At 45.5% G+C, this 11,661-nt stretch carries 13 protein-coding genes; all 13 read left to right on the forward strand.

Annotated elements, in window-relative coordinates; genetic code table 11:
* Positions 1-365: helix-turn-helix domain-containing protein (locus LI112_RS17040; RefSeq protein ID WP_227191143.1), on the forward strand; the 365-nt coding region annotated here is incomplete at its 5' end.
* A complete protein-coding gene (locus LI112_RS17045; protein WP_227191144.1) occupies positions 362-1,168 on the forward strand; it encodes a hypothetical protein in 807 nt (268 codons plus the stop codon). The genes LI112_RS17040 and LI112_RS17045, both read left to right, overlap by 4 nt.
* 61 nt (positions 1,169-1,229) lie before the next feature.
* Positions 1,230-1,946, forward strand: coding sequence for a hypothetical protein (locus LI112_RS17050; protein WP_015541258.1), 717 nt, complete (start codon positions 1,230-1,232; stop codon positions 1,944-1,946).
* A 185-nt stretch (positions 1,947-2,131) separates the two neighbouring features.
* Entirely contained in the window at positions 2,132-2,614 is a 483-nt protein-coding gene (locus LI112_RS17055) for a PcfB family protein (RefSeq protein WP_117457903.1), read from the forward strand.
* Positions 2,611-3,087, forward strand: a complete 477-nt coding sequence (locus tag LI112_RS17060; RefSeq protein WP_227191145.1) for a hypothetical protein — start codon at positions 2,611-2,613, stop codon at positions 3,085-3,087. Before LI112_RS17055 ends, LI112_RS17060 begins: the two co-directional genes overlap by 4 nt.
* 45 nt (positions 3,088-3,132) lie before the next feature.
* Entirely contained in the window at positions 3,133-4,983 is a 1,851-nt protein-coding gene (locus LI112_RS17065) for a recombinase family protein (RefSeq protein ID WP_055304249.1), read from the forward strand.
* Positions 4,984-5,062: 79 nt separating this feature from the next.
* Positions 5,063-5,278 (forward strand): transposon-encoded TnpW family protein, encoded by a 216-nt coding sequence (locus LI112_RS17070; protein WP_055304251.1) that lies wholly within the window; start codon positions 5,063-5,065, stop codon positions 5,276-5,278.
* A 134-nt stretch (positions 5,279-5,412) separates the two neighbouring features.
* Positions 5,413-5,715, forward strand: coding sequence for a hypothetical protein (locus LI112_RS17075; RefSeq protein WP_055304253.1), 303 nt, complete (start codon positions 5,413-5,415; stop codon positions 5,713-5,715).
* 83 nt (positions 5,716-5,798) lie between these two features.
* Entirely contained in the window at positions 5,799-6,359 is a 561-nt protein-coding gene (locus LI112_RS17080; RefSeq protein WP_055304255.1) for an RNA polymerase sigma factor, read from the forward strand.
* Positions 6,356-7,378, forward strand: coding sequence for a DUF4179 domain-containing protein (locus LI112_RS17085; protein WP_055304257.1), 1,023 nt, complete (start codon positions 6,356-6,358; stop codon positions 7,376-7,378). The genes LI112_RS17080 and LI112_RS17085 overlap by 4 nt, the downstream gene beginning before the upstream one ends.
* 112 nt (positions 7,379-7,490) lie before the next feature.
* Positions 7,491-7,787: a DUF3847 domain-containing protein gene (locus tag LI112_RS17090; RefSeq protein ID WP_117628576.1), complete on the forward strand. Its 297-nt coding sequence runs from the start codon at positions 7,491-7,493 to the stop codon at positions 7,785-7,787.
* A 252-nt stretch (positions 7,788-8,039) separates the two neighbouring features.
* Positions 8,040-9,548, forward strand: a complete 1,509-nt coding sequence (mobQ, locus tag LI112_RS17095; RefSeq protein WP_226840161.1) for a MobQ family relaxase — start codon at positions 8,040-8,042, stop codon at positions 9,546-9,548.
* Between the two features lie 16 nt (positions 9,549-9,564).
* Complete coding sequence (locus LI112_RS17100) at positions 9,565-11,442, forward strand: AAA family ATPase (RefSeq protein ID WP_173700118.1); 1,878 nt, start codon at positions 9,565-9,567, stop codon at positions 11,440-11,442.
* Positions 11,443-11,661: the final 219 nt, after the last annotated feature.

The raw sequence follows: 11,661 nt of genomic DNA on the forward strand, positions 1-11,661 counted from the left end.
AGGAAAAGAAAACTGGGAAAGGGAACAACTTCCCGACAAATTGTCGAGAAGTTCAGCAGATGAAAGATATGGAGATAAATGAAAAGATTCGTTATTTTCGGAAACAGAGAGAGCTATCGCAGGAGCTGCTTGCAGAGCGAACAGGAATTAATGTGAATACAATTCGGAAGTATGAAATGGGCATACGAAATCCGAAAGTAGAACAATTAAAGAAAATTGCGGATGGACTTGAAATCAGTGTAATAGAATTTCTGGACATCGAAATAGAAAATGAAGCGGACTTGATTGCTATGTTGAAAAAAATCAGTCCGTTTTTTAAGTGGGACGGATTGCTTCATGTATTGGAGGGGGAAAAGTTTTTATGATTGGTGTGGGAAGTGCATTGGTATCATTGTTTCTGGTTTTTGTTTGTTATTCATTAACACTGACAGCGAAAAGAGCAGATGAAAACTTATTGATGATTTGTGAAAAGAATCAGAAAAATGAAAAAGAGAGAGGAAAGCGAGAAATGGAATCACAGAGAGACATTTTAAGAGTAATTGAAAAAGAAATCAAAAAAGGAAGTGCGTCAGTTGCATTTGCGGGTTTGGGGTTTTCCGAGGAATGTTATCATTTGGTAGATAGTCAGGCTAAGATGAACCAACTTTTAGATTATTTTTTTCGCAATGAAGAATACGCAGTTTTGGCAGATCGGCAGGTGAAAAGTAATATCTATGCAGAAATGGGCAAAAGGCTGAATTTCCGTAGTGCCAGATCTGACCGTGACAGAAAGAATATGGAGGTAGCGGCGAAACGATGGATTAAGAAAAAGCATCCAACATTTGATGGTGATGTATATGTCGAAAATATCCGGTGTTTTCTGGATATTTCCCAGGAAGAGTTAGAAAAACGTAAATGTACTGTTAATGAACAGGATATCACAGCACTTATTTTCAGTCAGAAACATCTGGAAGCATTATATCTGCAATGCCTTATGCACAGGCGAAACGCAATGCAAGAGGTTCTGGAATTAAAAGGTTTGTCAGAAACGTGCAATCGGATTTATAAATTGCAGGATGTAGATGTATTATTTCAGTGTTTACTGATGGATCAGATGGATTGGGAAGAAGGAAAGTTGTATGTGCAATTCAGTACTGTATATTTATTACTGAGTTTAAGAAATAAATGACAGAATAAGTATGATTGGTTATAATAAAATAAATTGAACAAATAAGTAGAGGGAGGGTCTGATGAATAAAGAAGATCATTTTATAGATACAGATAAATTGGGTGATGTGTTACTTGAGTTTTCAAAAAAAATAAGTCGTTTCTCACAAAATATACCAGATACTTTATTTGGAAGTTTGACAGAATTTTTAAAAAATATACCAGATGATGTTAAGAATACGCAACTTTTTGCAAACGTTCAAAAACTAAGTAATTATGATTTGAATTATGAAGATGTCTGGTGGTTGGTAGACAGTTATGGGCTTATTGATAAAGAAGATGCGGAAGAAGAACTTATGGAGTATTATGAGCAAGAAAATAAATTACATTGTTATATAAAAAGTATTATAAGCAATCCATCCATAAGTGAACGTGAAAAATTAGTAATATTGTTATCACATATAGAACCGTTAATATATAATACTTTAAATTACACGAAACAGCCTTATTCAAAAGTGAAACAAATAGTAAAACGAATGTCTATAGATGAAAATGAGGGAATGTCTTCTGAGAGTGTGGGAAAACTTTACGTTATGGGAATTACATATGTAGTGTTTGCAAATACTGACGCTTATACAAAGGAAATTGATAAAAGAATTCCGTTTAGAAATAATATTCTGCATAATGGAATTGTTGAATATGGAACGGATGATATACATAGTGCATATGAGTTGTTAGTTGAGTTCATTTCAATGCTGGTATTCATAAAAAAACAGCTTATTAATGAAAAAACGAAATAGAGAATTTGTAGCCGGTTGGTCCATTTTATTAGAAATTGGAATCAGTCGGCTTTTTATATTTAAGAGAGGACTTCTCGACAATTTGTCGGGAAGTGGAAAGGAGCCAAATTCCGATGAAAATATATCTCCCCCATCTGTTAGTACCACCGTAATTTGCGGATCGGAATCGAAAGGAGGCGTGCAAATTGCAGGAAGAAGTTACACAGAAAACAATCGCATTGTCGGTTAAAACTGCAAGAGTGACTGCCGACGTGTTAAAAAATATGCTGCGGAAGTATCTGTCAGGACAGAAACAAAAAGGAAAGAATCCTTATAAGGTTGGAAAACAGTCATACAAAGAACTGAAAAGCCAGGGTTCTGGTTTATCCAATATTGAAATCACAGATGGAAATATCAAGTCTTTTGAGCGTGTGGCGAAGAAATACCGCTTAGATTTTGCCTTGAAAAAAGACAGTTCAACCAAGCCACCGACCTACTATGTGTTTTTTAAAGGGCAGGATACAGAAATGATGAATCTGGCATTTAAGAAATATTTAGGTGTCCAGATGAACAAAAAGGATAAACCATCTATTATGAAAAAACTCATGCACTTTAAGGATGCTGTGTCTAAAGGAAAGAACAGAGAACGAGCAAGAGAACAGCAGAAAGACAGAGGGCAGAGTTTATGACGGAGAAAAAACAGCAGCATAAGAAAAAAAGAGGAAAAATTCAGCATATCAGAGGTTCTCCGAAAAAGAGAAAAATATCTGGAAAAGCTGTTTTTTCTTCAGAGAGTATCCCAGGAAAAATGCTTGCGGATGTGAAAAATCTGATCACGGATAAGGCAAGTGAATTGAAGAGGGCAGATCAGAAAAAGCTGTTTTTAGCTAATTTCCCCTATCTGATGTTTGCCTATTTTTTCAATAAGATTGCCTGGTTGTATCGGGTAAACACCGGAGCAACTTCCTGGGATAAATTTATGAATACCATTACTTATTTTGAACTGGCATTTCAGAATCTCTGGCCAAGTTTGAATCATATAGATTTGTTGTGTGGAATCGCAGGCGGCGTGGCTGTAAAGCTTATTATTATTTACCGCACGAAAAATGCCAGGAAATATCGGCTGGGTGTGGAGTATGGTTCTGCCAGATGGAGTGCATAATCTTAACTGTAAACAACGACTTTATGGACGCAGGAGGATATGCACATGAGCAATTACAATAAAATCACAGCCCTTTACTCCCGCCTTTCCGTAGGCGACGAGGACAGGGACGGCGGCGAGAGCAACAGCATACAGAACCAAAAAATCTTTTTGGAGAACTACGCCAAAGGGCAGCACCTAACCAATATCCGGCACTACATTGACGACGACGAAAGCGGCAGGTTTTTTGACCGTTCTGCTTACTCCCGCATGATTGAAGATGTGGAAAGCGGAAAAATCGGTGTGTGTATTATGAAAGACCTTACCCGCTGGGGGCGCGACTATCTCCAAGTCGGAAACGCTATGGAGATTTTCAGGCGGAACAATGTGCGCTTTATCGCAGTCAACAACGGCATAGACAGCGAAAACCCCGACACATTAGAGTTTGCCCCCTTTATCAATATCATGTCGGAGTGGTACGCAAAGGACATCAGCAAGAAAGTGAAAACGGGCATTAAGACCAAAGGCATGAGTGGAAAGCCGATTGCCACCGAAGCCCCTTACGGCTATATCAAAGCCCCGGACAACAAGGATTTTTGGATAATCGACGAGGAAGCCGCCGAGGTTGTACGCCTTATTTTCCGTCTGTTTTTGGACGGGAAAAACCGAAACCAAATCGCCGTATATCTGACACAGGAGCAAATCCCAACCCCCACTTTCTACATGAAAGACCGCGGGCGGGGAACTTGTAAAAATAAGACGCTCAACGAGGATAACCGTTACAAGTGGAACAAAGCCACGCTGACCCATATCCTCACGCGGCAGGAGTATTGCGGCGATGTAGTCAACTTCAAGACTACAAAGCATTTTCGGGATAAGCGAAACCACTATGTAGACAGAAGCCAGTGGCACATCACAGAAAATGTGCATGAGCCGATTATTGACCGCACCGACTTTGAAAATGTGCAGCGGATTTTGGAAAACGCACCTGTCAAACGCCCCAACGGGGACGGAGAAATCCACCCTCTGTCCGGCTTGCTTTTCTGTAAAGACTGCGGCGCAAAAATGCACATTCGCATAGATTACCGAAACGGCGGCAAGCGCCATGTTGCCTATTGCAGCGAGTACCACAAGGGAAAAGCCAAAAATCCCAAGTGCAGCTCTCCGCACATCATGGACGCGGATCTGCTCATGCAGACCGTAGCAGATGTGCTGAAAAAAATCGCGGAATACTCTATCAGCAACCGGGCAGAGTTTGAAGCCTTAGTGAAAAAGAGCCTTGCCATGCAGCAGACCGACAAGACAAAGAAACAGCAAAAGCGTATCCCGCAAATCACGACGCGCCTTGAACAGATTGACAAGGTGCTGAATAAACTTTATGAGGACAACGCGCTGGGGACTATCCCGCAAGACCGCTATGAGCAGATGTCGCAGAAGTATTCCGAAGAATACTACTCACTGAAAGCCGAGCTTGAACAGCTTAGGGAACAGCTATCCGCTTTTGAGAACGCGGGAGGACGGGCGCAGAAGTTTGTAAAGCTGATAGACCGTTACGCTGACTTTACCGACCTTACCCCGACTATCCTCAACGAGTTTATCAGCCGGATTGAAGTGCATGAGCGTGACAAGAAAAGGGCGAAACAGGCTATTCAGCATATCGGGATATATTTTAACCATATCGGCAGATTTGAAAATGAACTGACACAGCTTGCAGAGCCGACAGAGCAGGAAATCCGGCAAATGCGTGAGGAAATCGAAGAAGCAAGAAAGGAAAAGAGCCGCGCCTACCACCGCAACTATTCAAGAGAATACCGGGCGAGAAATCTTGAAAAGAGGCGGGAGTACGACCGTATCAAAGCGCGGGAATATCGGGCGAAGAAAAAGGCGCAGGCTGCCGCCGCACTGTCCGCACCATAAAACAGAATAGCAACATCATAGAGGGATTTTCCGAACTACGGGAAGTCCCTTTTTTACGCCCGGAGAAAGGAGTAACCTATTGACAGAAAAGAAAGGAACACCCACCCCACCGACCAAACCGGACGGAGTTATCACGACACAGAGAAACGGGCAGACCATTGTTGCGGAGCTGTTTTTTAACCACAACGCCACAGAAACATTCTCCGACAAGCTGCTGAAAACGATACTTGCCGACAGTCTGCGTTTTTCTGCGTCTGACGGTCAAGAGCCGGAAAAAACAGAAATCTTGCGATAACAGCCGCCCCGACGATACATTCCCCGTTTGGGCGGTTTTTATCGTCAAAAACGCAGTTTTCCCCAAGTCAAGAGCCGAGGAAAACACCCGAAAAACACCCCTATTGCGTAACAGGGACGCAGAAAGGAGCTTGCATGAGAACAGGGCTTACCAAACAGGAAAAGACCACCGATATATGGTTTGACGAGAAAGACCCCCTTATCCATATCCGCACCCACAACACCAACCTCAAAAAGCGGCTTGCCGCTTATGCCGAGCAGTACCCCGACGAGTGCTACCAGACCGACACAGACCACGAAACAGGCTGCATGGAGTTTGATATTGCAAAGGGGCGTTTCTCTTTCCGTCTGACCGCCCCATACAATGAGCAACGCCGGAGAGCCGCCAGCGAAGCGGCGAAAGCTAACGCAAGCAATCTCACGCGAAGTGTGGTATAATTTTTTGAAAAAGTTTGAGATTTGATGTAGTATTCGTCGTTAAAACCGTAGTATATAGGTGAAGCCGGAGAGGAGGCGGTGCAATGATAGAGGATGAAAAAATCATAGAAATGTTTTTTGAACGTTCAGAACAAGGCATACGGGAGTTGGATATAAAATACGGAACAGTCTGCCACAATCTTTCCTATCATATCGTAGGAAGTAGGCAGAACGCAGAGGAATGTGTAAACGACGCTTATTTAGGTGTATGGAACACTATTCCCCCTGCACGACCTAACCCACTTTTATCCTATGTTCTGAAAATCGTTCGGAACATTTCAATCAAAATTTATTGGAGAAAGGAAGCAGCCAAACGAAGCAGCCATTACACGATTGCTTTGGAGGAAATTGAAACCTATGTAGCAGATACTCACACAGTAGAAGCAGAAATTGAAGCTAAAGAATTAGCCCGTATCATTGAAAGTTTTTTAGATACGCTGACTACTGAAAACCGCGTTATTTTCATGCGCCGCTATTGGTTTTCTGACAGCTACAAAGACATAGCCGAGGTTGTGGGGCTTTCAGAGAAAAATGTCTCTGTCCGGCTGACCCGTATCCGCGAAAAGATGAAACAATATTTAATTGAAAGAGAGGTCTTTATATGAACGCAAAGAAGTTTTCCGACGCTATGAGCGAGCTTGACAACAAATACATTGACGAAGCCCTTAACTATAAGAAAAAGGTCAAGAAGCCCATTTGGATTAAATGGGGAGCTATGGTAGCCAGTTTGCTCCTTGTTTTTACCATGTCTGTTCCAGCATTAGCGGCAGCAGATTTTGGACCAGCTTATAATCTACTCTACAAGGTATCTCCGGCAATTGCCCAAAAGTTAAAGCCTGTTAGTATGTCCTGCGAGGATAATGGGATTAAGTTTGAAGTAATTTCGGCTTATGTTGAGGGTAGCGAAGCAAAGATTTTTATTTCCGTACAAGATATTGACGGAGATAGAATTGATGAAACGACAGATTTGTTTGATAGCTTTAGTATCAATACACCTTTTGATTGTAGCAGTTCGTGTGAAAATATAAGCTATGACACCGAAACAAAAACCGCCACTTTCCTAATTTCTATATCACAATGGAATGAAAAAGACATTATTGGTGAGAAAATTACTTTTTGTGTCCGAGAAATGCTGAGCAATAAGCAGGAATATGATGCGATATTGACAGATTTGGATTTGACCCAAATTAGTGCTACACCAAAAACAATTACCCCGACTCAAATTTGGGGTGGTGGGGGAACAAACTACAATGAAATGGAAAACAATTTTCAGGCATTGAAAACAACAGGTATTCTGTGTTCCCCTATTGCTGAGGTAGATATTACAGCCATGGGATATGTGGATGGGAAATTGCATATACAAGTCAAGTACGAGGATAGTTTAGAAACGGATAATCATGGCTATATCTATTTCAAAAATGACAAAGGAGAGGAAATCCACTGTATCGCAAATATTGCATTTTCTACTGATAGTGAACATCAAGAACGGTATGTGGAATATGTTTATGATTTGTCAGATGTTGATTTAACCCAATATAAAGTATATGGATATTTTGTTACGAGCGATACACATATCGAAGGAAATTGGAGTGTTACTTTCCCTTTAGAAAGCATAAGTCAATAAGTTTTCGTAGTTACCGATATAAATACAAACCAAATAATTCAATGAGAGCAGCCTTTTTCACACAAAAACGGCTGCTCTTTTCTATGCTATGAGCAGAAAGGAGCGATCAACCATGACAAAGCCAAGAGAGAAAACCCGCGAGGAACTGCAAGCCGAAATCGAGGACGGAAAAAAGAAAATCCGGCAGTTTGAGAACCGGGAAAAGGTGCTGCGGCAAAAGCTGTCGCAAGAGGAACGCCGGACACGCAGCCACCGCCTTATTGTCCGAGGCGCAGTCTTTGAAAGCATTGTGCCGGAAGCAAAGAACATGAGCGACGAGGAAGCCGCAGCACTTCTTAGGTTTGCACTGACGAGTGAGCTGGTACGGGAATATCTGAAAAAACGAGCCGAGAACGGGAACGCTGAATAAATCCCTTAGACACTAAGGGCGCACTTATACACCCTAACGGGCGTGTGCGCTCTGCCGAGGGCTTTATCTTAAGCACAGGGATTTTACCCCGCGCTACGATTGGCGGCTTTGCCGCAGACAGGGGACGCTACACTTCCCCTGCGACAGCTTGCGCTGTCTACCCTTTTGTGTACTTGCGGAAACCGAACACCTTGCTACGCAAGCTATTCATTTTCCACAAGTTTTATATCCGCTATACTGGAGGTGATACCCATAGCCATTTACCATTGTAACATCAGCATAGTCAGTCGGGGCAAAGGCAAATCAGCAGTTGCCGCAGCCGCCTACCGAAGCGGCGAAAAGCTGACAAACGAGTGGGACGGAATGACCCACGACTACACCCGCAAAGGCGGCGTTGTCCATACCGAAATCATGCTGCCGCCCCATGCCCCGCCCTCTTTCTCTGACCGTTCTACCCTATGGAACAGCGTGGAACTTTATGAGAAAGCCGGGAACGCCCAGCTTGCGCGTGAGATTGACGCAGCACTCCCCATAGAATTATCACGAGAGGAACAGATACGGCTTGTCCGGGAATACTGTTCCTCTCAATTTGTTTCTAAAGGAATGTGCGTGGATTTTGCTATCCATGACACCGACAGCGGCAACCCCCATTGTCATATCATGCTGACCATGCGACCACTTGACGAGCGCGGCGCGTGGGCGGCGAAGTCTAAAAAGGAATATGACCTTGATGAAAACGGGGAGCGCATACGCTTGCCGAATGGCAGATACAAGACCCACAAGGTTGACCTCACAGGCTGGAACGACAAAGGCAACGCCCTCTTGTGGCGCAAAGCGTGGGCTGATATTTCAAACAGCTATCTTGAACGCGCCGGAAGCACAGAGCGTATCGACCACCGCAGCAACGCCGAGAGAGGAATTGACGAGATACCTACTGTCCACATGGGCGTAGCCGCCTGTCAAATGGAGAAGAAAGGCATAGCCACCGAGAAAGGCGAACTGAACCGGGCTATCCGCAAATCAAACAGACTGATAAAGGAAATCCGGGCGCAGATCGGCAACCTCAAAGAATGGATTGCCGGACTGCTTGCGGCGTGGGAAACTTCCCCAAGAAAACAACAACCGCCAAAATCTCCGAACCTTGCAAATCTTCTGATGAAGTATTTGGGCGTTCAGAGGGAAAAGAGCCGGAAGTATTCGCAGAGCTGGCAGCACCAACACGCAGCCGACGAACTGAAAACCATATCACAGGCGGCGAATTATCTTGCGGAGCATGGTATCTCTACCCTTGACGAGTTGGACGCTTCTCTTTCCTCTGTCAGTGATGAAGCCTTTTCAATCCGGGAGGGAATGAAAGCCGCCGAGCAGCGCATGAAAGAGCTGCAAAAGCTGATAGAGAACGGCGAGAATTATTTGCAGTACAAGCCCATTCATGCAGAACTGAAAAAGCTGAAAAACGGCTGGACGAACAAACGGGATAAGTATGAGGAAACCCACCGCGCCGAGCTAACCTTATGGAATGCAGCAAGCCGCTATCTCCATGCAAATCTGACAGATACAAAGACGCTGCCTATCTCCAAATGGAAACAGGAATACGCCGACCTCAAAGAGCAGAGAGATACCGACTACACCAAATTGAAAGCTACCCGCGCCGAGGTTGCCGAGCTTCAGAAGATACGCAAGTGCGTTGATATTGCGCTGAGAGCCGAGCAGCCGGAGCAGACACAGAACCGTACCAAGCGGCATGATATAGACCGCTGAAAGGAGTTGAAATTTTATGTATTACACCCAAGAACAAATAGACCGAGCCAACCAAGCCGACCTTGTTTCTTTTCTTCAAGGACGGGGCGAGCAGCTTACCCGCGCCGGACAGGAATACCGTTGGAAACGGCACGACAGCTTGACTATCCGGGGAAACAAATGGTACAGGCACAGCCAAAGCAAAGGCGGCGCACCCATTGATTTTGTCATGGAGTTTTTCGGTAAGAGCTTTACCGAAGCCGTAGAACTGCTGACAGGAGAAAAAGGCGCAGCACCACCGCCGGACAGACCAAGCCCTGCGTCCTTTTCTGACTTCCGACTGCCGCCCCGCAGCTCCGACAACCGCATAGCGAGGAACTACCTCACAGCCGCCCGCCACATTGATGAAGATGTGTCGGGCTTTTTCTTTTCCACCGGGGATATTTACGAGGAAGCCGCCCACCATAACGCCATATTTGTGGGACGGGACGAGGACGGAGTACCACGCTACGCTCATCAGCGCGGCACAGCCGGGAACTTCCGGCTTGATGTGAAAGGCAGCGATAAAGCCTTTAACTTCTGCTACCGGGGCGAGGGCGAAAGGTTGTTTGTCTTTGAAGCCCCTATTGACCTCTTATCTTTTCTCTGCCTGTTCAAAAAGGACTGGCAGAAGCAAAGCTATCTTGCGCTGGGTGGCGTGGGAGATAAAGCCCTTATGCGCTTTCTCTCTGACCGCCCGAACATCAAGACCGTATATCTCTGCCTTGACAGCGACAAAGCCGGAAACGACGCTTGCAGCCGCCTTGTGGAGCTTATGCCGGAGGGCTTGACCGTCCACCGCCTTATCCCTCTTTTCAAAGACTGGAACGAGGTGCAGACGCGCCGGGGCGAAATCACAGACGGGAAATATCTGCGGGAAGCTGTCTATGGATTGAAAGAACCGCCACAGGAAGAAACCGTTGAGATTATCCGCATGAGCGAGGTTGACACACAGACCGTTGAATGGCTATGGGAGCCGTATATCCCCTTTGGGAAAGTAACCATAGTACAGGGCAACCCCGGCGAGGGCAAGACCACCTTTGCGCTGCGCCTTGCCGCTGCCTGTACCACTGGCGGGACGCTTCCGGGCATGAAGCCTATACAGCCGTTTCAAGTGATTTATCAGACCGCCGAGGACGGTTTGGGCGATACCGTCAAGCCCCGCTTGATAGAAGCCGCCGCAGACCTTGACCGGGTGCTTGTGATTGATGAAGCAAAACGGGAGCTTACCCTGTCCGACGAGCGCATAGAGAAAGCAATCATACAGAACGGGGCGCGTCTGATTATCCTTGACCCCATACAGGCGTATATGGGCGACAAAGCCGACATGAACAAAGCAAACGAGGTGCGCCCCATTTTTCGCCGCCTTGCCGAAGTTGCAGAGCGTACCGGGTGCGCCGTTATCCTTATCGGACACCTCAACAAAGCTGCCGGAGGACAGAGCGCATACAGGGGCTTAGGTTCTATCGACTTTAGAGCCGCAGCAAGGAGCGTCCTTTTAATCGGGCGCGTGAAGCGTGAGCCGAATGTTCGTGTTATCATTCACGACAAATCTTCCCTTGCGCCGGAGGGAAAGCCCGTTGCCTTTTGCCTTGACCCGGAAACAGGCTTTGAGTGGATAGGCGAATATGATATAACTGCCGACGAGCTGCTGTCCGGCGCGGGCGGCAACAACGCCACCAAAACCGAACAGGCTGAAAAGCTGATACTTGACCTACTGGCAGACGGAAAAGAACTTGCCAGCGAGGACATAGAGAAAGCCGCAGCCGACGCGGGGATTTCTGCCCGTACTGTCCGGGCGGCAAAGAAAAACCTTGACGGACGCATTACCTCAAAGCGTATCGGCGCAGCATGGTATCACGCCCTAAAAAAGTGAACTGGCAAAATCCAAGTGGCAAAACCCAGATACCTTGCCACTTTGCCACTTCGCCACTTCAACCATAATCCCACCGCCCCATGTATGACCGCGTGGGGCTTTATCGTGGAAAAAAGAGCCTATGTTGCGTCAATAACTCTAAAAAGCACTTGACAAAACGCTTCATGGGGAACAGAAAAAGATATACGACCATATGCTGATCCTGAATTTGAAAATAAT

It is taken from the genome of Blautia sp. 210820-DFI.6.14, from assembly GCF_020558815.1.
GTDB lineage: Bacteria > Bacillota > Clostridia > Lachnospirales > Lachnospiraceae > Blautia_A > Blautia_A obeum.

What these genes read in the sequence shown, in the direction of transcription:
- LI112_RS17090 (WP_117628576.1), top strand. Translation starts at nt 7,491, where the DNA reads ATGACAAAGCCAAGAGAGAAAACCCGCGAGGAACTGCAAGCCGAAATC.
- LI112_RS17100 (WP_173700118.1), top strand. Translation starts at nt 9,565, where the DNA reads ATGTATTACACCCAAGAACAAATAGACCGAGCCAACCAAGCCGACCTT.
- LI112_RS17065 (WP_055304249.1), top strand. Translation starts at nt 3,133, where the DNA reads ATGAGCAATTACAATAAAATCACAGCCCTTTACTCCCGCCTTTCCGTA.
- LI112_RS17045 (WP_227191144.1), top strand. Translation starts at nt 362, where the DNA reads ATGATTGGTGTGGGAAGTGCATTGGTATCATTGTTTCTGGTTTTTGTT.
- LI112_RS17085 (WP_055304257.1), top strand. Translation starts at nt 6,356, where the DNA reads ATGAACGCAAAGAAGTTTTCCGACGCTATGAGCGAGCTTGACAACAAA.
- LI112_RS17060 (WP_227191145.1), top strand. Translation starts at nt 2,611, where the DNA reads ATGACGGAGAAAAAACAGCAGCATAAGAAAAAAAGAGGAAAAATTCAG.
- LI112_RS17080 (WP_055304255.1), top strand. Translation starts at nt 5,799, where the DNA reads ATGATAGAGGATGAAAAAATCATAGAAATGTTTTTTGAACGTTCAGAA.
- LI112_RS17075 (WP_055304253.1), top strand. Translation starts at nt 5,413, where the DNA reads ATGAGAACAGGGCTTACCAAACAGGAAAAGACCACCGATATATGGTTT.
- LI112_RS17050 (WP_015541258.1), top strand. Translation starts at nt 1,230, where the DNA reads ATGAATAAAGAAGATCATTTTATAGATACAGATAAATTGGGTGATGTG.